Raw genomic sequence first — 21,599 nt, forward strand, 5'->3', positions numbered from 1 at the left:
TATGCTAATGAAATATCTTGAAGTCTTTTTGGTCGCGCTAAGATTAGGTTGTACATCTTTTGGTGGTCCAACAGCACATCTCGGTTACTTCTATGATGAATACGTTAAACGTAGGAAGTGGCTCACAGAACAGCAATATACAAATTTAGTCGCGTTATGTCAGTTTTTACCTGGTCCTGCAAGTAGCCAGGTCGGTTTTGGTATCGGCATAACGAAGGCAGGTTTACTTGGTGGTGTTATTTCATTTATTGGTTTTACATTGCCTTCAGTCATTGTATTAATGTTTTGTGCGACAGCTGCTCCTTGCTTACAGCAGTGATTTAGGTTGGACGCATGGTTTGAAATTAGTTGCAGTTGCCATCGTGCTTAATGCCATTATTGGCATGGGCAAGAAGCTTTTGCCTGATGTGAAAACAAAGCTTCTTGCACTATTTACCTTAGTTATGGCAGTCACAGTGATTCACCCTATGTCACAATTGGGTGCATTGATTATCGTGGCGCTTGCTGGATTAATACTCTTTAAAGAAAATGATGAAAGTAAACCATCAATAAAGATATTCAATATTCCTAAATTGGTTGGTGTTATTGCACTTACACTCTTTTTCAGTTTTTTATTAATTTTACCTATTATTAATTTCTTCACAACCAATTCATGGGTGAGTATGATTGATCATTTTTATCGCTCAGGTGCACTTGTTTTCGGTGGCGGCCATGTTGTTCTACCATTATTAGAACAAGCATTTGTCGCAACAGATATGATCAGTGCGAACGACTTTTTAACAGGTTACGCATTAACACAGGCAGTGCCGGGTCCATTATTTACCTTTGCAGCATATATCGGTACCGTTATGTCTGGCATTCCAGGTGGCATTGTCGCAACAATCGCTATTTTTTTACCTGCCTTTTTACTATTAATTGGCGTTTTACCATTTTGGGAACACGTGCAGTCGAATCGCTATGCTAAAGCAATGTTAAAAGCGGTCAGTGTTGGTGTAGTTGGTATTCTAATCGCGAGCACTGTATGATCCTATTTTTACATCATCCGTCAATTCACACATGGATTTCGCATTTGCTGCCATATTATTTGTATTGCTAGCATACTGTAAAGCCCCGTCATGGCTAATTGTAATTTTAGGATTAGCACTGGGTATCATGTTTTATTAAATTTTTTAATCATTTTTTAATAATTCTTTAAGCAATTGTAAACCCCCATACCATAGTCTAAGAGTATCAATTAATTAAGACTATATACGGGGAGATGAAGATTATGAAATTTACAGTTATTCCATCAGGTTTTAAGGAAAGTTTAAGTGCAGAAGAAGTTGGTTATGCAATTGAAAAAGGTATTAAACGTGTCAATTCAAATTATGAAGTAAATGTTATACCTATGGTTGATGGTGGCGAAGGTTTCGTAGAATCTATTATTAAAATTAGAAATGGCTATAAAATAATGACTCATGTCACTGGCCCTGTCGGACAACGCATCCAATCTTACTTTGGCGTATTTAAAGAAGGAAAAGAAACTGTAGCTGTGATTGAAATGGTCGCAATTGCAGGATTAAGACATGTCCCTAAGACACAAAGAAACCCATTATACACAACAACTTATGGCGTAGGTCAAATGATTATTAAAGCACTTGATTACGGTGTAGATAGAATAATTATAGGTTGTGGCGATTCTGGTACATCTGATGGTGGCGTAGGTATGGCTCAAGCTATTGGCGTTAAATTCTATAATAAGCATGGCGAGGCAGTTTACATTGATGGTGGCGTTGATATTGATAAAATTCATGACTTAGATTTAAGCAATATAGACAGCCGAGTATCAACAACACCAATTGATGTTGCTGTAAATTGGTCTAATATATTATGTGGTGATAAAGGCGTTGCACGAGTATTTGGTCCTCAAAAAGGGGCGTCACAAGAGGACGTAGAACATTTATCAAATAATTTATATCATTTAGTCGCTTTAATTAAGCAACATACAAATAAGGATTTACGTTATGCAGAAGGTACAGGGGCATCAGGTGGTCTTGGAGCCGGTCTCATCGCTTTCGCTAATGCAACATTGCATCCAAGGTTTGATTTGATTAAAAATTATATTCAAATCGAAAGCAATCTTGAATCAACGGATATTGTCATTACTGCAGAAGGTTGTATTGACTATCAAACACCGAATGGAAAAGTGCCTGCTGAAGTTGCACGTATTGCTAAAAATCACAATAAACCTGTAATAGCTTTTGCGGGAACGATTGGTAAAGGCGCAAAAATAAATTATCAAAGTGGTATTGATGCATTTTCTAGTATTATACCTGAGCCAGCTACTTTAGAAAATGCAATCAACGACGCAGATAAATGGTTAGAGGGCAGTGTAGAAAGTGCGATTCGTTATATTATGATTGGTATGAACCTTTTTAAAGCAAGAGAACAACAAAAGCATAAACTGAAGGAAGTCGTTACAGATGCTAGCTAATGTTTCATTTTCACATCTATGGATTTGGATATCTTTTCTTTGTTTAAGTTTTTATATCTTTTTGGTATTAGATTTAAGTTACTTAGGCAAAGTAAGTATAATGATTTTTATTTTAGCTATTATATTATTTATATTTTCAAATTTACCTGCAGGATTAGCTGGGATGCTATGTTTGATCGGTGCAGTGTTGCTGGGTGTTCCAGATTCAATATTATTTGAATCATTAAATCAACATATCGTTTGGTTAATGATTGGCGCATTTATCATCAGTAGTGTCATAGAAGAAAGTGGTTTATTAACAAGGCTCGTCAATTGGTTTAGCCGAAAATGCCATACTGAAAAGCGTGCAAGTTTATTCATTTTGGCAACGATTCAACTCATGACTTTCTTTATACCTTCAACTTCAAGTCGTGCGGCAGCAATGTTACCTATTTATCAAGCGATAAAAACACAGTTTCCAAAGCGTGCCACGATGTATGGTTTAATGATACCTATACTTATTTTAACTATGACGAATACGACCTTAATTGGTGCGGGAAGTCATTTAATAGGTATAGGTATTTTAGAAGGTCAAACAGATAAATCGATTTCTTATATTGATTTCGTGTTATGGGGCTTACCCTTTGGTTTACTAATTAGTTTGATTGCTTGCTGTCATATTAATGTACAGTCCTATTAAACAACAACCTATGAAGGAAGTTTCAGATAAAGAACCTGTCGATATTGAAGTTGACGTTGAACAAACACCACTTTCGTCAAAGGAACGTAAAGCAATTATTTTAATTGGCATAACTATTGTACTGTGGGTTACTGAAAGTTTACATGGACTTGATATTGCTTTTGTAACAATTTTAATGGCTTTTTGCATGTTGATTCCTCAATTAGGACTCATAACTTGGAAAAAAGCTTTGTCCGAAGTGTCATGGAGTTTAATATTTTTCGTAGCGAGTGCAACTGCACTTGGAGAATTATTAATAAAATACGGTGTCGTTAAGTACATACAAGACCAAATTTTATCATTACTTAACGGATTACCAGTAATGCCTGCAATTGTATTTGTGATTATACTAAGCATCATTAGTGTAGGTTCACATTTACTCATTACAAGCCATACAACAAGAGCTGTGGTACTTGTTCCAACGGTACTTATTTTCGCGGAAACCTTTGAATTAAATCCTATGTCAGTTGTATTTATAACATTAATTGGCATAAACTATTGCTTAACATTACCAGTAAGTTCAAAAGCATTATTAATATTTTATGAGTTAGATGATCGACCATTTAATACTTCACAACTTTTAAAATTAAATATGTGGTTACTCCCTATTTATGTAGTATTTATGGTCTTAATGTATTTATTTTATTGGCAATTTATAGGTTTAAAACTAAAGTAGGTGTATTGAATAATGGAAAAGATTTTAATTGTGGAAGATGATGAAAAAATTGCACGTGTATTGCAATTAGAACTAGAGTTTGCAGAATACGATGTGACTTTAGCATATACAGGCAAGCAAGGAATACAAGCATTTCAAGATAATTCCTTTGATCTCATCTTGCTTGATGTTATGTTGCCAGAATTAAATGGTTTGGAAGTGTTGAGACGTATTAGAACGAAAGATAATTCAATAAAGGTCATCATGTTAACCGCTCGTGACGCATTAATGGATAAAGTCGGCGGCCTTGATTCTGGCGCAAATGATTATGTTACTAAGCCTTTCGAAATAGAAGAATTATTAGCTAGAATCCGTGCGCATTTAAAAATGCTACATGCTGACACAGAAGAAGATGATGACATTCTCGTACATAGACATATTTCTGTAGATACAAAGTCACGTGAAGTCTATATGGACGATACTATAGTGAGTACTACGCCAAAAGAATATGAAATGCTTGTTTATTTCCTGGAAAATAAAAATCAGGCTTTAGAGCGTGAGCAAATAATCAAACACGTATGGCAATTTGATTACCAAGGCGATACTAACGTAGTCGATGTGTATGTACGTCACTTACGTAAAAAGTTAGACAAAAACAAACCATCCATTATCGATAGTGTCCGTGGGTATGGTTATATGATTAAGGATTAATTTATATGAGATTAGGTACTAGAATCCAGTTGTATATCACCGTGATGACCGTAATTTTGATTATTTGTGTGAACATCTTTGTGTATGTTATTTTCAAACATTTTTCAATAGCTTCTGAGCTAAATCAACTTGAAGCACGTAGTATTAATATTATAGAAGAAATTAAAAAATCGGATAATAGAACGAATCAAGAAATTATGAATAACAGTTACATACTTTCTGATGGCTACATCAGTGTTATTGATAAGAACGATAAAGCCAAAGTGAATTTCACGACTAATGTAGATTATAATAATATCCAACAACCCTTTCAAAGTAAGCAATATAAAAAAACCGTTGCTTATAAAGGTCATCATTTTGCAATGATTTCCTTGCCTATCGTTTGGGAACATGGTGAAGTCGTCAATTTACAGCTTTATGAAAATGTAGACTTTAAGTATGAATCCTTTCAAATTTTAAAATGGATTTTAATCGGCTCAGTTATATTATTACTAATAGTAATTTTTTACTTGAATAGAGTAATCACCAATATTATCACGCAACCGATTTTGAAATTAAGTAAGCACATCAAAGAAACACAAGAAACCAAAGATTATTTACCTGTAGAAGTACAACAAAATGATTCGTATGAATTGCAGGAATTATCTACTTCCTTTAATGACATGATGAACAAATTGAAAGAACACGACGAGAGACAACAAGCATTTATTATGAATGCGTCACATGAATTAAAAACACCAATTACAGTTATAAACTCTTATAGTCAAATGTTGCGGCGATTTGGAAAGAAAGATCAAAAAACATTAGATGAAAGTATCCATGCTATTGGTGATGAAGCTAAAAAAATGAAATATTTAACAGAACAATTGTTATATTATGCTCAAATAACGAAAAATAAGACGGAAAGTAGTCTTGAATATGAAAATATAGTGGAATTAATTGAAGAAATCACACATCGCTTAAAGCATGTATATAAACAAGATATAAAAGTAGAAGTAGCTTGTGAATCTTATGAAGCTTGGCTAAATATTTCTTTATTCAAGCAATTAATACACATATTTTTAGATAATGCACACAAATATGGTGAATCACTTATTATTGTCAGAATTTCTGATAATAAAGATTCATTCAATATTGAAATTATGGATGACGGTATAGGTATTCCAGAATCTGACTTGCCTCATATTTTCACTCGCTTTTATCGTGTAGATAAAGCACGGTCACGTAGCACTGGCGGTTCAGGTTTAGGATTGTCCATTGCGCAAGAAATTGCCACACAACAAAATATAGTGATTGATGTAAAAAGCGAAGTAAATAAAGGATCATCCTTTATTTTAACTGTGCCTAAAGGAGTCAAAAAATGAAACTGCTCGTTAAATTAATTTTAATAATGACATGTATTGGATTATCTGTCGCCCTATGTGTAATTATATTTTTAAAAGCGAATCAGCAACTTATGGCAGAGACAGATGCAAAAGCAATGGTTGAGAAACGTTACAACGGTGATATTGAATCTATCAAGCTCACTGATAATAAAAATGAATTTTTAGTAAAATTAAAATCAAGTGAAGGTATATATCACATTAAAGTAGATAGAGAAAAGAAAACAATTTCTAATATAAAACAAACAAAGGATTTAAAACCAAAGAAACCTGAACCCAAAAAGGAACAGAAAAAGGAAGATAAAAAAATCAGTGAAGCATCAGCCAAAGATATAGCAAAAGAACACGTCGGCGGTACCTTTAAATCTATTACTTTAAAAGAAGATAAAGGTATTAAATACTATTTGGTGACTCAAGATATAAGTAGTCAAAAAGGTGCTAATATCATTATCAATCATGTTACAGGTAAAGTATCCTCAGTAGCTTGGTTCAATAAAAATAATGATGCGGCATCAACTGAAACCCAACCTACACAACCACCGCCTACAAATCAAAAACAACGTATTTATTCAGGTGATGATGACGGTAATGATGACGGCGACGATGACAGTGATGACGACGGCGACGATTATGATGATTATGAAGATGGCGATGATTAATAAATCACTTTACAAATATTTAAATAAAAACTCCGAGGTAGTTAGTAAATTTACTATCCCGGAGCTTTTATCTGTTTCGAGTAATTCGAAAACTAGTAATAATTTATAATAATTAACACATTATTTCATCAATCACTCTTCTTTTCTTCGCTACCAAAAGGCACATACTTAACTTTTGTATCTGCTTGGTAAACCTTCATATTTATTGAATAGTGTTTGATATTTCTCGCTGGTTGGCGTTGCATGATGTAAATAATGTTCAAATGGCAGTTTCTCCATCGTATAGAAATCCTTATCTGGATGCTCTTTTACTTCTTGTTTCAAATTCGCGATTCGCGTTTCATTTTGATAGTGGATATAGTAAAAACCACTCAAATAAACAACACCAAACATAATTGCAATTCCCACAATCATATTACGCCACAACGCATGCATGACGTTGAGTTGAACAAGTAATATCAGTAGAATGATGCTATAGATTACATATACTGTATAAAAATTCCTTGGACCGAGTGGTGATACAATGACTAAAGGTGCACATACAAGTAAAGTTGAGGCTAGGAGTAAATATAATGTATAACGTACTTCCTTTTGCCCGATCACTAAATGTATTGCATAAATCATTGCACCTAAAAATATAATACAAATCACAGTATTAAGCAGATTTGCTATAGTGATTGAATGGAAATTTTGTAATTCGAATTGTTTATATATGAAAAAGTAATAAATAGGCAATATCAATAATCCACTAACAGTCAGCCCTATTTTCACCTTGGATAAGCTGTACAGCACAGTACTGCGATAAAGCATAACTAGCACCACAGCAATAATCATAGATAAAATCACAATTTGATTGAAAAAGACCCAATCTGGAATTGTCGTAGTCACCGTATGGAATATTTTATCGAATAATCCTGTTTCACTAGATACATTCTGGTAACTGCTGCCTTCAAAAAATATTTTACGATAATTGGGGTTTAAAAACATGATTACTGTGCCGACCACAGATAATAATAAACCAACAATAAATTTAGGGTTAATTTGTCGATAAAGTAATAAGTTCAGGGCGATAGCTAACACCAAAATCATACTATTAAAGAGCGTCGTATTTTCCATAAAAAACTGCCCAATAAAACAAATAATATAAAAGACAATATTGATTACAGGTGTAAGCCCTTTTCGTTCAAATAAAACTGTAACGATAAACCATAAAATGAACAGCACACACAACGTGGCTGGGACATAATTATAAAAACCTGCAAACCATCCATAAGTTTGTTTGTATATCTCACTTGGTATCGTAACCATAAGTATAAAAGCTATTAAATAATATAGTGGCTGTTTCGTATTGTGAGTAAAACGAACAATAATATATATCATAGCCATGCTAATTAACGCGTAAGATATCCACCTAAACCAATCCAAACGAACTGCTACAGTTTCTAAAATATTACCCAAATAACGCCCATTTAAATTCGCATATTTTTCCTGCCACATTTGCACGCCATACTGACTATACCAATCCCAATCATCATGGGTTAATGGTAAAAAGAACGCCATAAAATAGTAAAATAAAAATAGTGCGGTAAGTGTCAGGTACATCTTGTCCAAATTTAGTGATTTCATATTAATTTACCTCATGTTTATTTAAATTCGTCTTATGTATAATAAATAACGGTCTCTGTTTCACTTCATAATAAATTCTACCTATATATTCTCCAATAATACCTAAAGAAGTCAGCTGCACGCCGCCTAGGAACAATACTGCAAAAATAGTAGTGAAATAACCAGGCGTAGATACACCATAACTCAGTGTATAAATTAAATTGAATATAATATAGAGAAAGCTCATCAAACAACTAAATAATCCTAAATAAATAATAATACGTAACGGTCTATTGTTAAAGGAAATCAGTCCATCTATACCATAATTTAACAATGAACTAAATGACCATTTAGACTCTCCTTCTTCGCGTTGTACATTTTGATATTCAATGACTTTTGGCTCAAAGCCGATCCATGCAAATAATCCTTTTGAAAATCGATTGTATTCTCCTAATTTCACAACTTCTTTAACGGCACGCTGACTCAGTAACCTAAAATCTCCTATGCCATCCTCTAAGGTAACATCTACCATTTTATTAATCATTAAATAATACATTTTAGACAGATGCTTACGTAACCAACGTTCTCCAGTTCGATCTCTTTTAGCCACCACTTGATCTTCACCATTTCTAAAATCTACAATCATTTGTGGAATTAATGACGGCGGGTGCTGTAAATCTCCGTCTATGATGATCAACGCCTCAGCTTCCGTACTCGCTTTCAACCCTGCATACATCGCAGACTCTTTACCAAAATTACGTGAAAACGAAATGTATTTCACCCTACTATCTAATTCAGATAATTGTTGAATTATTGTTAATGTTTGGTCTCTACTACCATCATCCACGAAAAGTAATTCATATGTATAACCGTTAATATAACTATCATGTTGCATAATTTCTGTTAATTTATCATACGTTTGTTTAATTACAAACGCTTCATTAAAGCATGGAATCAATATTCTAATCATTAAAACGGCGCACCTCTTTGAATTATAATTATATAAAATGTATTATATACAGTATTATACAATATAAAAAACCAGAATGTACCATATATTTTGTACATTCTGATTTATCGTGTGCACTATGTCTATTTTATTTTGCTTTATTTACTTCCCATTTTACTTACTACATAATTAATATCACGTTGGATGTTTTCTGGTTGTTCCCCTATATCATAATTATATTCTAGAGTCAGATGTGCGTTCGGCGTATATTGATGATAAATTTCAAAAAATGCATCCATATCTAATGTTCCTTCATGCAATAAATTGTGGTCATCATGCTTACCATCATTGTTGTGTAAATGATAGAATTTAATCTTATGCTTAAGTTGTTGAACCACATGTTCTAAATCCCAATTATTAGCGTTAGCATGTCCCACATCAATTAATACACTGTTCTCTCTTTCTTTACAGAAGTCAATAAATTCTGATTCTGTTAACAGTTTATTTTGCTTAGTATCTACCCCTACATTTTCTACTAAAATGTTTACACCTTGTACTTTCGCTTCTGATGTAATATTGTCTAAATTATTTGCTGTCTCAGCAATCATTTGCTGTTTATTGTTAATAGCTACATTATTTACATGGTAAACAATATCTTTAATCCCTAATGCCACGCAGTGTTCAATTGCCAATCTAATTTGTTTTAAGCTATATGGGTCTGCTTCTCTAGGACGCGAATGCTCTACATCAAAAATTTGTTCGTGATATGTTAAGAAACGTTGTGAATCTTTACCTATCTCAAGTAATTCCTTCGTATAAGCTTCATCTTGATTGTTACCAAAAAGTTCTATGCCTAAATTGGGATTTACTTCTAATAGACTATAAATTGGTGCTAACCCGCTTCTAATATATGCGTTTGTACTTAAGATTAATGCCATGATTATCGCTCCTCAATATTTATTTCTGTATTTGGGTCAAACAATGTTACTTTATTCATATCAAACTTTATATTTACAACTAATTGTTCAGGCTTGTCATAACTTTTCACAGTCAGTGTCTGTTGGTTTAACTTACCAATGAGACTGTAGCATTCACCTAAATTTTCAATATCTTCTATTTCAAATTTCAGCTCCGTTGGTTCGTCTATAATATGAACTGCTTCAGGACGAATACCAACTAAAAGTTGATGCCCCTCATACTGATTTAGATGTTGTTGTTTTAAACTTTCTGCATTAATTGAAAGTTGGTCATCAAATTTAAGTCGATGCTTTTCATATGTTGCATCCAAAATATTCATCGGAGGTGCACCAATAAAACGCGCCGTAAAGACATTACGTGGATGATTATAAATATTTTCAGGTGTATCGAACATTTGTATTTCACCCTTATTAAACAATGCAATACGATCTGCCAATGCCATCGCTTCTAACTGATCATGCGTAACAAAAATAAAGGTATGTTGGTACATGTCATGTAAATGCAACAACTCTCTTCTTGCAGAAACACGTAATAAGGCATCTAAATTAGACAACGGTTCGTCTAACAAGAAATATGAAGCATTTTTAACAACTGCACGCCCTAAGGCAACCCTTTGACGTTGTCCGCCTGATAATTCACTCGGTTTACGCTCCTTTAAATGATTTAAATCAAGTATAGAAAGTGCTTGATCCAGTCTCTTGCTAATCTCTTCTTGTGGGACTTTATTCCGTTTCAATGCATAAGTAATATTTTTCTCTACACTCATATGCGGATACAGTGCATAGTTTTGAAAGACCATCGCAATATCTCGTTCCCCCGGTTCATAACTTGTTACATCTTTATCATCAAAAAGAATTTGACCGTCTGAAACACTTTCAATACCTGAAATCATTCTGAGTATCGTAGACTTTCCACACCCAGAAGGACCTAAAAACACAACACGTTCACCGTCATTTATTTTTAAAGTTAAATTCTCAATTACTTTGGTATCACCAAATGATTTACTTAAATTTTTTAATTCTAAAGTACCCATTGTCATCCTCCTATTTAATTCCACTAGTAGTAAAGGTATCGATAATAAAACGTTGGAACACTAAATATATAATGAGTGGAATCGCCATTGTTAAGACACTTAAGGCCATCGCCACAGTAAAGTTTGTTCCTCCTTCTGAACTTACAAACAGTTGTAATGCTAAAGGTAACGTATAATTTTCTTCATTTTTCAACATTAAATTCGGCCAGATATACTCATTCCATGACAATATGAAAAACCAAATACTTGTAGATGTTAGTGCGGGCTTAGTAATCGGCACAATCACATCTTTCATCGTGTGCCACACTGAAATATTATCTACTTGAAGCGAGTCTAATAAAGCTCTTGGAATATTACGCATAGACTGCGTTAACATGAATATGCCAATTGCGTCTGCAAGCTGCGGTAAAATGACGCCCCAAACTGAATCCACAAATCCTAAACGTGCCATAATAATGTAGTTCGGAACCATTGTTACTGTAAATGGCACGAAAATCGTTGCTACAAGTACCATATATGTCACTTTTTTAAATTTAAATTGGTAAAAGACAATGGCAAACGCTGCTAAAAATGAGATTGCCACTTTAACAATCGTAATCACACTCGCAATTACAAATGTATTCGTTGTAATTTGTAGTAACGGAATATCGTTAACTAACTTATCGAAATTTTCCATCGTAAATGGTATCGGAATTAAATTAAGCATGGAGTCATACGCATAACTTAACTTTTTGAATGAATTACTTACCGCAAAAATAATCGGATAAATTGCCAATAATATACACGTAATTAATACAATATGCGCAATATAAGATTTAGTTTTCATACTTAACCCTCCTCTCAACCACTAAAAACTGAACCAGTAATAGTAAAAAGAAAATAACTAGCGTAATTGTTGATACTGCGGCTGACATTCCTGTCTTATATAAGGTGAAACCTTCGTGGTAAGCGTGATAGATTAAGTTACTACTCTGATAATTTGGGCCGCCTTTAGTAATGACGCTAATGGGCGTAAAGACATACTGTAACCCTTGGACAATCGTCATAATTAAAATATAAAACCCTGTCGCCGAACTCATCGGTAAAATAATATCGATAAAAATACGCGATGGTTTTACATTATCTATTTTTGCCGCTTCAATCATCTCTCTTGGAATACCGATAATACTTGAATATAGTACTAGGAAGTTATAACCAAATACTTTCCAAGCAACGATTAAACTAATCACGAATATGACCCGACCATTTGTTGTCGTCCAGTTCGGTATCGATAATCCAAATACACCAAGTATTTGTGCTACAGGCCCTGATACAGGATTCAGTATCCAAAGGAACACCATCGCTCCTACCACTAAAGAAATTACGGAAGGTATAAATAATACCGTTTGATAAATCCGTTTACCTTTGCCTACAAAGTAATCTACAATAAATGCAAAAATGTAGGTCATCACTGTATTAAATGCTATAAGTAGTGCAATATAAGCAAATGTCTGAACGATAATCATATAAAATTTAGGATCTGTAAAAAGATCAATATAATTATTCAATCCCACAAATTCTTTATGTGTTTTAACCATATTCCAATCAAAAAAGCTTAAATATACGGTATAAATTAAAGGAATAATGTTAAATATTAAAATGATGATTACAGATGGTAATAACAGTGCGTAAGGTAACCATTTTTTATTCATTACGCGTCCTCCTCAACTCGTTAATCTAATTCCTGATTAATTCTATTTTGTGTTTCTTTCATTGTTTGGTTTACATCTGCATCTTCACCGAGTATCTTATCTCGCATATCAATGATCTGTTGTTCAGCTTCTAAACCACTATTACCAGGGAAAGCAGCCCATGGTACAACATTGCTCATCTGTTTAATTGCGGGTTGCATCATTTCATTTTCTGCAACATATGCTTTCAAGCCATTCGGATCATCTACAACATCGTTACTTGGCGGCACATAGCCTGTACCTTTTGTCCATTTCGCCATGTTCTCTACTTTATATAGATACTTCATAAACTTCCACGATGCTTCTTGTTCTTCTTTTGTATCTGAAGTAATACCTAGCATTGATCCACCGACTGGGACTTTTTTCTCTTTTCCTTCCCATCCAGGCATTTCTATCGCTTCCACATCAAACTTGGCATTATCTTTAATATGTGTTTGTTTCGCATTGGTTGTAAATAACATACCAACTTCACCGTTAATAAAGCTTTGTTGACCTTGTTCATCATTTGTATGTAATGCTGATTTATTTTTCACCATATCTTGCATCAATTGATACGCTTCTACGCCCTCTTCACTCGCAAATGATGCTTTTCCATCTTTAACAATATTGCCACCGTTACTATCAACGATTGCTTGTTGTGCCCAACTATCAGCCGGTTCTTGTATAAACACGCCATATTGATTTGATTTATTTCTAATCGTTTCAGCGTATGTTTTAACTTCTTCCCATGTTTTCGGACCACTTTCATCTAAATTTGCCTTACGTAAAATATCTTTATTTATAAACATTACGGGGCTACTGACAGAATATGGCAAGCCTAATTGTTCGCCTTTTTCATCCTGTGCAATACTCAACATTTTATCGTCGAATTTTTTCTCTATAAATTCCTTGTCTTCTGGAAATGATTCGTTGATGATTGCTTCAGGTGATGTATATTCAAAGTTATCCTTGTAATAGTTTTTAAATGACCAACCAATTTGAACAACATCTGGTGTCCTTCCTCCCGCGGCTTCAGACATCATATTCTGTATTAATCCTTTATACATGTCCGGATTATATTTAGATTGCACGTAAACATCATCACTTTGCGCATTAAAATCTTTCACAAGCTCTTTTACTGTTTTACCACCTTGCGTCTCAGCATTGACATGCCAATATTCTATTTTGACCTTGCCATCCTTTGTCTTATTGCTGTTTCCTTCAGCGCTACAACCGGCTAAAATTAACAATCCAATACACAATAGAAAACCAATTTTTTTCATTTGCCTTAAAACCTCCCAAAAAAATAGCCAAATAAACGTGTAAATACACGCTTATTTGGCTCTCCAATTGCCTATCGTTTACTTGTCATATTCAATGTAACAAATCAATATTGAGTTTCATCAATGCTCATGTAAAAATTCAGTAAATTCTCTGCTCCACATCTCTTCATTCGCTGTCGATACGCCTAACGCACCATCTTCAAGTGCTTGAGTTAAGTAACTTGCTCTATCTACTAAACCCCCCATAATAATTGGTATCTTCACTTGTGACTGAATCGAGTTGATTAAAAACGATGTAATTGTTGGCATCATTTCTAACATATCAGGTTGGCTTACACGAGCGGTATTAATGATATTTTCTTTCATATCATGATCCGCTAAGAAGAAACGTTGTATCACAAAGATGCCATTTTTCTTAGCTAATTTAACATGGCTCGTTTTTGTGGTTACAACACCCTGGGGTTGGATCATTTGTTTTATATATTTAAAACCAAAATCATCTAATTTTAATCCTTTAATCATCTCTACATGAATATAAACATCAATGCCATATGATTGATACAGCTTCACATACTCTTTTATGTTTATAAAGTTGCCCGTTAAAATAAACACTGCTTTTATATTATCTTTATATTTTAGAACAGTTTCTAACTGTTTTTCATTTGTCACAGATGCAATCACTACTCTATTGTCTTTCATTTTATCCTCCACTTTATAAATATCTATAATACTATTTAAGCATTATTTTATTAATACAGATACGCCTTCACATTTAAAGTTTGTTAAAATTATTTGAAGCTTTAATATTGAGTCAAATACAACACACAAAAAAATTGCCGACAAAGTCTGAGTCTTTGTCGGCAATTTAATTTAGTTAAATATTACTTTTCTTTATCTTTGTTTTCTTTTGATTCGTTCTTTAACTCTTGTTTGTTTTCTTTTAATTTTTCCTTATCTGCTTCAGGTGTATAGTCTACGCCTGTTGTATAATCATTCGCAACATTCCATAATAAAAATTCATTTACACCATGATCTTTAAGTGCTCGGACTTGGTCTTCAATAGCTTGACTATCGTACGCTTTATAATTTCCTTCACCCAAATATTGAGCAGTAAAATCTTGTAACCATGGACGTGATTTTGGTTTATCTTTGCCTAATGCATTTAACACTGACGTTTCTTTATCTAAATAATTATCTATTGCTTTGTACGGTTCTTTATCTGGTGTCGCAAGACCGAAATCTCCTGGACTCCAATGCGAAGGATAAATCATAGATGAAATTGCGTCTGTATTTTTCGCAATTTTAGGGAAGCTTTGACCTATACCAGGTGCTTCTTCGACCATCGCGACATAACCAAATACATCTGCTGATACTTTCACATCATAATCTTTCAATTCTTTTCTAGCTGTACCTAAAAATTGAGTAATTGTATCTACACGTTGATCTACATCACTTAACTTACTATTTTTATATGCACCTTTGTTGTACTGCAAACTACTTTCCACATTTTCAAAACCTTCAGGGAAACGCACGTAATCGTATTGAATATCTTTAAATCCAGCCTTAGCCGCCTCTTTAGAAATATCGATATTATAATCCCATACATTTTTATTAAATGGGTTAACAAACTTATCGCCACCATCATTTTCCCAAACTGAGCCGTCTTCTTCTCTAAATGACCATTCTGGGTGGTCTTCAGCTAATTTTGAGTCTTTAAAAGTAACTATTCTGGCAATAGGATAAATATTCTTTGCTTCCATTTGCTTAAGCAATGGCTTTGCATCCACGATGTCTATCGTATTATCATCAATCTGCTTATTACCAGTATTGAAATTGATTGTCACATTACCAGTGTCATCTTTAACATCAATGACCATCGCATTTAAGTCAGTCTCATTAATAAATTTCGTTAATTCTTTAAATTTTTCTCCATTTGTTGAATTTGCAGTAACATAAATACCTTTCACGCCATCTTTAGGATACGCAACGTCACTATAAGGTTTACCATTTTCTTTATCTTTTGATTCACTTGCATGATTTTTATGCTTATCTTCTTCGGAACCCTTTTGTGATGAATCATTCGCACACCCCGTTAATACAAGCGTCCCCGCAAGTATCGTTGATAAAATCAGTTTTTCTTTCATTATTAATTTACCCCTTAACATAAACTTAGGTATCCCTTCACGTTCGAATGCCTTGATTTTAAGTTTAGCACAATGCACTTATGTTGCAAACGTTTAATTATAAAAGTTATTGTTTATTATTAAGTCATTTTTTGTTATAACAAAATAATTGGACACTTTATATATTTAGCAATCGTAGAATTAAATAATTCCTTGTGAAATAATTTGATATTCAATTTATTTATATCATTTTAAGGGTAAATGTTAATATAAAATATTCGTGAGTCAGAAAAGGAGGATGCTTTTGTCACATATAACAATTAAACCTGCCTACCCTGAATTACAAGAAGGTGGGTATTTTAACCTACTAGCAATTGATGATATGGCCAAAGTCTTTTTCAATACAGATGATGAATCTAAACTTGAACAAGGCATGCAAAGTTTATGGCGTCAAAATGGCAATCGCTTTAGCTATAACAATACGATGATTTCTTTCGTAGATGGTCAACCCGCTGGCGCTATCTCTTATCTACCTTACGATACGCTTGAAAGTCAGACACTATCCACTGTCGAACAAATAGTGAAAATACAGAAACTCCAAATTGTGCCTCAGTTCATCAATAACTTTAAAGCTATAGTCGCTTTGATTAATTTAGATGAAGGTAGTTCTGGAGAATATCATGTAAGCATGCTTGCCACACTTTCTCAATTTAGAGGTATGGGTATAGCTAAAAAACTACTTACTTATGCTGAACTACTTGCTTTACATAAAGGCTATAATACTATTTCACTGACAGTAGAAATCAATAACGCTTCTGCCCAGCGCTTGTACCAGAAACAAGGTTACGATTACGTGGGTGAAACTGGCGAAGGCGATATTAAAGTATATAAAATGCAGAAATATCTAGGTTAGTAGTTACTTTTTAAGATATGAAAAGCACGCACTCCTTTTAGCTAAGAAGCGCGTGCTTTATTGTTGTTTCGAGACATCCGGCATTGTCCGGCCAGACAACCCGATGACTGACCTTGTTGGTGTGATGGGGTGGAAGGAATGTTTCATGTAAAACATTTATAAATATTTTACATGCTTTTATACTTCAGGTTTTCAACATCTTTTAAATTATTGGTTCTTATAAATTCATTAGAACATTACTTGATTTTTGAAAAAAGGTGATGAAATTTATACCTATATATTTACGCTACCTCTTGAGACTCATCATAAACACTCTCAATAAAGGCTATGATTTCACTCTCTTCAGGACCTTTTCTTTCTTTAAACACCGTTATTACTAAATCATTAAATACTTTTCTAATAAATTCTCTAGATGATTCAGCAACAAACATAACTTTCAACATTTTATTAAAGTTTTTGTGTAAAAACGTTTCATTTAATATATATTCAAATTCCTCTTGGTTAACCCCATTCATAATTACATTATCAATAAACTCTTCTTTTGCAATTCTAATCATTTCTACTGCATCATCTTCAATGAAACTATCCATAATTTTCTTGGCGCTATATGAAGAAATTGTCCCTCCGATAGTTCCACCAATAATTGTTCCTATACCTGGTGCAAAAATGGAACCTAAGGCCATCCCACCTGCTGCACCTAAGCTTGTAGTTACTGTATTTTTCACAAGTTGTTTATGCGAAATCCTACCTTTTAACACATTATACACATCAGGTCCAAATGTTACTGCGGCATTTATTACTACCAAAGTTCCACCAGCTACAAATTTTGTAGCATTTTTTTGAGAATTCTTAAAAAACTTCGATGCAATTTGTGTATTAATAACTGATTGTCCTATTTTTTTACCTGCTTTACTCCCAGCAAATTGTGAAGCAAGCATATATGTAAAACCACTATATGCTACTGGTCTTACAAAAGCAATACTTGCCTTCTTAAATGACTGTTTCATATCTTGACCATTAGTCCTACATGACCAATAAACCCAGACACTTGAAATTACACTACCAGGAATTGCAGTACCAAGCACCTTCCATAAAATCTATACCTGCTGAATATTTTAATTTTTGTAAAAAAGTTGCTGTTTGTTTTTCTCCTTTTGCATTTATAAACTGAGAATGTGCTTTTTTATCAAAAATACTAGTTTGTGCAATTTGTGATTGATTATAGGTTAAAGTTCCTTTTTTTACATACTTATGAGCATTTCGTGGATCTGTTTCATTTGGTACTGCTTTACCATTAATTTTTCTTGCAATCTCTCTTAATGCTTCATTGTATTGGTCCTTAGGAACTTCAATAATCATCATTGTTTTTTTACTTTTACTATTATAAGTATATTTAGCAGTTTGTCTATTATCAATTGTATGAAAAACGCTATTAATACTATCCTTAGCAGATTTACAATATTTTGTTTGAATCAGTTTACCATTAACTATTCTATCTGCCCCATTTTTTGAATTATCATGTCCTAATCCTTTTGCATTTCTCAATTTCATTTTGTCTAATGCATTACCAAGCATGCTCTCCAGCTACACCATGCCCCTTAGCTTTAACTTTATCTCCAGTAAATTCATTGTTCACTTTGTAATTAGTTTCGCTAAACCTAGCATTTATTTGAGATTTATTTAAATCATCCATAACTCCAGGAGAAATACTTGCAAATTGTGAATTAATTGAATTATTTATTAAGGTTTCATTTTTCAATTCTTTAGTTTTTTGTTCAAATATCTTTTCAATGTCTTCTATTTGGCTTATATCTTGTTCTTTTGTTTCATCAACAAAAGCTTTTTCACTCAAAACATCGTTTACAGCCTTACTCCAACCAGAATTGATAGTATAATCAATTATTAAAGCTAAATTAGATGGCAATGATCTAATAACTAGAGGCTTCTTCTTATAATATAATAGTATAGATAAATGTCCTATCCTAATTTGCTTATATAAATCTTGAAATGATATATTTATTTTTTCATTTACATATTTATCCTTTTTATCTTCCTTATTTTTGTTTCGAATTTGGTTATTAATTACAATTTCATTTGTGTTTACTAAATATCCATATTCCATAAATTTCATTTCATTTTTCAATGGTCTTGCATTATAAATAACAGGATAGACATCATCAGATATATTATTTTCAGTTCCCATATTAAAGTATTCAGTTCGATTAATTGGAATGTTTTCACCCACCATATCAGATGGCATAATAAAATCAATTAAATCTTCACTAAATTTTATTGTACTTTCAGTATTAATGATACTTTTCTTCCAGTCATTAATTTGCTTTATATAGAATGAAATTAGACCCACGCTTATTAATAGACCACCTACTAGTGTAACTTTAATACCAACTATAAAGATAAAAACTATAAAAACATAAAAGAAGAGTATCATTCCAATAGATACTCCAACTGATAACAATGCAGAAAAATTAAATTTTTTATAGAATAAAGTACTTAATCCTATAATAAATATTAAAACTAGTATCGACATTTTACTTCTCCTTTTTATTTACTATTTCCACTATTAAATAAAATGATATTAGAAATTCACTGTCACTAACACTTCAAATATTATCCCATTAATAACTTCAATTTATCCCATCTGGGATCTTGATTTTGTTTTTTATATTCTTGTTTATTATTGCTCATTTTGATTTCTTTACTCGTAATCAATTTACTTGTCTCGAATTTTTCCTTTGGATTCACACTATATTTATCCAAAATCTCGTCCCAATTTATGATATTGATGTCTTCGTAATTATCTTCACTAATCTCTGATACAAATTTGCGATCGTTAGTCTTAAATTTCTCAATGCCTTTGTGTAATGCATATAACAAACTTGTGAATTCGCCTTTGTTTTTTTCTTGAATACATACTGCTTTAAGACCGTATTCATTTAATTGATGATTAATGCTTTTTTGTTCTAAAATTTCAAAATTTTCAAATAAAATAACTTTTAGCTTTCCTCGCTTCTTTTAATATTTGGAAATTCATCGCTATTTCTTTCGATTTATCAGAACTCTTTCCCCACCGCATAATTTCCTTTTCAACTACATCTGAAAATTGTAAGTAACCATAATATTTAATTAACCGCTTGTAATAGCCTGACATTACTAAAAAGACCCATATGTCTGTGTCTACGATCGGAGTCGTTATATTGTTATGTCTCATTTAGCACCTCGATTTTCTCTATTATGCTATTAATTTTATGACTGTTTATTAAATTTTGTTGATGATTCTTTTGGAGTATGGACATAATATTAGAGGATATTTTGATATGATTGGTCGGTTGAATGACTGATGTTGAAAGATTGTTTTGTTCATATATTGCTAATAGTTCTTGTCGCTTTTCTAGTGAAGATAATTTTTTCAACGCTTTATATGTATTAAACTCTATTTTGCCTAACTGCATCCCCCTGATAACCACTGCGTTAAAACTCATTTGATAATAAACACTCATTTGAGCGATTATACTTGCATCTTCAATATTAAATTTTTCTGACCATTTTTTGATTTCTTCATCTGGCAATAACACTAATCCAGCAAATATTTCTGCTTCTCGTTCCTCAATTGAATTTGATGCAAAATCACTTATACCATTTTGGTGTTCCATATAATGATGATATACCTCATGCCATAATGAAAAATTTTGCCGTCCTAGACTATGATTTGCATTTACAAAAATAAATGGAAAACTGTCTTTTTTCATGTAAAATCCAGACAAATTGCTTGGCGCTTTTGCTTTTATAATATAATAGCCCATATTGGATAACAGAGTTAAAGAATCATTTAGTGGATACTGTAATTTATTCTTCTTTATCAAAGATTGCGCAATAGGTTGAATTCGTTTAATCGTCTCTTTATACTTTTCTTCCATCTATATCACTTCCGATTTTCAACTGGTATGTAAGCTCTTCAAAAATATCGTTTAACTGACTTACTTTATTATTAATTGCTTCATTGTTTTCAAGTGCTCTGAAAGAAACATTACTTAAATCTTCTTGTTCTAAATTTTCTAATAGTGTCTCAACACTGATCTCGAGAATTTTTGAAGCTAGTTGATATTCTTTAGGTGTCCATACAGCATTTAACGATAAAACCTTTTGCAAATCACTATAAGGAACATTAAATTTTTCTGAATTTTTTTGTAAGTCTTCATTTGAATCTAGTACCTTTTGTTTTACTAATTTTATAATTTCAGCTCGTGTATATTTTGGTATTAACTTCACAACTACCCCCCTTATTTTGAGTTTAGCACAACTATGTTAAAGATTACTATAAAAATATTTTATCTTTTAAAATTATTACGCTTTTTTTATTTTAAACATTCAATAACTCAAAAAAGACAGC

General features: G+C 32.7%; 22 protein-coding genes and 1 pseudogene. 8 read left to right on the forward strand and 15 right to left on the reverse strand.

Features of this window, described 5'->3' with window-relative positions; all coding sequences use genetic code 11:
- Positions 1-7: 7 nt before the first annotated feature.
- The 7 genes and pseudogenes from chrA (at position 8) to ABLV95_RS11995 (ending at position 6,598) form a co-directional block, all read left to right on the forward strand.
- Positions 8-1,164 (forward strand): annotated as a pseudogene (gene chrA, locus ABLV95_RS11965) (chromate efflux transporter).
- Between the two features lie 103 nt (positions 1,165-1,267).
- Complete coding sequence (locus tag ABLV95_RS11970) at positions 1,268-2,473, forward strand: glycerate kinase (RefSeq protein ID WP_460872159.1); 1,206 nt, start codon at positions 1,268-1,270, stop codon at positions 2,471-2,473.
- Complete coding sequence (locus ABLV95_RS11975; protein ID WP_460875794.1) at positions 2,463-3,152, forward strand: SLC13 family permease; 690 nt, start codon at positions 2,463-2,465, stop codon at positions 3,150-3,152. The genes ABLV95_RS11970 and ABLV95_RS11975 overlap by 11 nt, the downstream gene beginning before the upstream one ends.
- The gene (locus ABLV95_RS11980; RefSeq protein WP_460875796.1) at positions 3,136-3,867 is read left to right on the forward strand and encodes an SLC13 family permease; all 732 of its coding nucleotides are present in this window, start codon (positions 3,136-3,138) and stop codon (positions 3,865-3,867) included. Before ABLV95_RS11975 ends, ABLV95_RS11980 begins: the two co-directional genes overlap by 17 nt.
- 12 nt (positions 3,868-3,879) lie before the next feature.
- On the forward strand, positions 3,880-4,557 hold the full coding sequence (locus ABLV95_RS11985) for a response regulator transcription factor (RefSeq protein ID WP_002511690.1): 678 nt from the start codon (positions 3,880-3,882) through the stop codon (positions 4,555-4,557).
- A gap of 5 nt (positions 4,558-4,562) precedes the next feature.
- The gene (locus tag ABLV95_RS11990; RefSeq protein ID WP_460875798.1) at positions 4,563-5,921 is read left to right on the forward strand and encodes an ATP-binding protein; all 1,359 of its coding nucleotides are present in this window, start codon (positions 4,563-4,565) and stop codon (positions 5,919-5,921) included.
- Positions 5,918-6,598: a PepSY domain-containing protein gene (locus tag ABLV95_RS11995; protein ID WP_427705873.1), complete on the forward strand. Its 681-nt coding sequence runs from the start codon at positions 5,918-5,920 to the stop codon at positions 6,596-6,598. The genes ABLV95_RS11990 and ABLV95_RS11995 overlap by 4 nt, the downstream gene beginning before the upstream one ends.
- 168 nt (positions 6,599-6,766) lie before the next feature.
- Here ABLV95_RS11995 and ABLV95_RS12000 read toward each other — a convergent pair whose 3' ends face one another.
- The 9 genes from ABLV95_RS12000 to ABLV95_RS12040 form a co-directional block, all read right to left on the reverse strand.
- On the reverse strand, positions 6,767-8,224 hold the full coding sequence (locus tag ABLV95_RS12000; protein ID WP_460872163.1) for a DUF6056 family protein: 1,458 nt from the start codon (positions 8,222-8,224) through the stop codon (positions 6,767-6,769).
- A 1-nt stretch (position 8,225) separates the two neighbouring features.
- Entirely contained in the window at positions 8,226-9,173 is a 948-nt protein-coding gene (locus tag ABLV95_RS12005) for a glycosyltransferase family 2 protein (protein ID WP_427705869.1), read from the reverse strand.
- A 137-nt stretch (positions 9,174-9,310) separates the two neighbouring features.
- Positions 9,311-10,090, reverse strand: a complete 780-nt coding sequence (locus ABLV95_RS12010) for a sugar phosphate isomerase/epimerase family protein (RefSeq protein ID WP_427705867.1) — start codon at positions 10,088-10,090, stop codon at positions 9,311-9,313.
- Positions 10,091-10,092: 2 nt separating this feature from the next.
- Positions 10,093-11,163 (reverse strand): ABC transporter ATP-binding protein, encoded by a 1,071-nt coding sequence (locus ABLV95_RS12015; protein ID WP_427705865.1) that lies wholly within the window; start codon positions 11,161-11,163, stop codon positions 10,093-10,095.
- A gap of 10 nt (positions 11,164-11,173) precedes the next feature.
- A complete protein-coding gene (locus ABLV95_RS12020) occupies positions 11,174-11,989 on the reverse strand; it encodes a carbohydrate ABC transporter permease (RefSeq protein WP_069832535.1) in 816 nt (271 codons plus the stop codon).
- The gene (locus ABLV95_RS12025) at positions 11,979-12,854 is read right to left on the reverse strand and encodes a carbohydrate ABC transporter permease (RefSeq protein WP_460875801.1); all 876 of its coding nucleotides are present in this window, start codon (positions 12,852-12,854) and stop codon (positions 11,979-11,981) included. The genes ABLV95_RS12020 and ABLV95_RS12025 overlap by 11 nt, the downstream gene beginning before the upstream one ends.
- 20 nt (positions 12,855-12,874) lie before the next feature.
- Positions 12,875-14,155 carry an ABC transporter substrate-binding protein gene (locus ABLV95_RS12030; protein ID WP_460875803.1) on the reverse strand — a complete coding sequence of 427 codons (1,281 nt, stop codon included), beginning with the start codon at positions 14,153-14,155 and terminating at the stop codon, positions 12,875-12,877.
- A gap of 120 nt (positions 14,156-14,275) precedes the next feature.
- Positions 14,276-14,854: a glycerol-3-phosphate responsive antiterminator gene (locus tag ABLV95_RS12035; protein WP_427705860.1), complete on the reverse strand. Its 579-nt coding sequence runs from the start codon at positions 14,852-14,854 to the stop codon at positions 14,276-14,278.
- A gap of 182 nt (positions 14,855-15,036) precedes the next feature.
- Complete coding sequence (locus ABLV95_RS12040; RefSeq protein WP_460875805.1) at positions 15,037-16,299, reverse strand: putative glycoside hydrolase; 1,263 nt, start codon at positions 16,297-16,299, stop codon at positions 15,037-15,039.
- Positions 16,300-16,582: 283 nt separating this feature from the next.
- On the opposite strand from ABLV95_RS12040, the gene ABLV95_RS12045 reads away from it, so the two are divergent.
- Positions 16,583-17,191 (forward strand): GNAT family N-acetyltransferase, encoded by a 609-nt coding sequence (locus ABLV95_RS12045; protein WP_427705856.1) that lies wholly within the window; start codon positions 16,583-16,585, stop codon positions 17,189-17,191.
- 281 nt (positions 17,192-17,472) lie between these two features.
- Here ABLV95_RS12045 and ABLV95_RS12050 read toward each other — a convergent pair whose 3' ends face one another.
- The 6 genes from ABLV95_RS12050 to ABLV95_RS12075 form a co-directional block, all read right to left on the reverse strand.
- Complete coding sequence (locus tag ABLV95_RS12050; RefSeq protein WP_460872170.1) at positions 17,473-18,276, reverse strand: hypothetical protein; 804 nt, start codon at positions 18,274-18,276, stop codon at positions 17,473-17,475.
- A complete protein-coding gene (locus ABLV95_RS12055) occupies positions 18,251-18,766 on the reverse strand; it encodes a hypothetical protein (protein WP_460875808.1) in 516 nt (171 codons plus the stop codon). The genes ABLV95_RS12050 and ABLV95_RS12055 overlap by 26 nt, the downstream gene beginning before the upstream one ends.
- Positions 18,756-19,739, reverse strand: a complete 984-nt coding sequence (locus ABLV95_RS12060; RefSeq protein WP_460875810.1) for a hypothetical protein — start codon at positions 19,737-19,739, stop codon at positions 18,756-18,758. Before ABLV95_RS12060 ends, ABLV95_RS12055 begins: the two co-directional genes overlap by 11 nt.
- An 80-nt stretch (positions 19,740-19,819) precedes the next feature.
- On the reverse strand, positions 19,820-20,086 hold the full coding sequence (locus tag ABLV95_RS12065) for a hypothetical protein (RefSeq protein ID WP_460875812.1): 267 nt from the start codon (positions 20,084-20,086) through the stop codon (positions 19,820-19,822).
- Between the two features lie 323 nt (positions 20,087-20,409).
- Positions 20,410-21,126 carry an ImmA/IrrE family metallo-endopeptidase gene (locus ABLV95_RS12070; RefSeq protein ID WP_460875814.1) on the reverse strand — a complete coding sequence of 239 codons (717 nt, stop codon included), beginning with the start codon at positions 21,124-21,126 and terminating at the stop codon, positions 20,410-20,412.
- Positions 21,110-21,478 (reverse strand): hypothetical protein, encoded by a 369-nt coding sequence (locus ABLV95_RS12075; protein ID WP_427705848.1) that lies wholly within the window; start codon positions 21,476-21,478, stop codon positions 21,110-21,112. The genes ABLV95_RS12070 and ABLV95_RS12075 overlap by 17 nt, the downstream gene beginning before the upstream one ends.
- Positions 21,479-21,599 lie beyond the last annotated feature (121 nt).

Origin of the sequence: Staphylococcus sp. Mo2-1, assembly GCF_046721385.1 — a bacterium.
GTDB lineage: Bacteria > Bacillota > Bacilli > Staphylococcales > Staphylococcaceae > Staphylococcus > Staphylococcus equorum_A.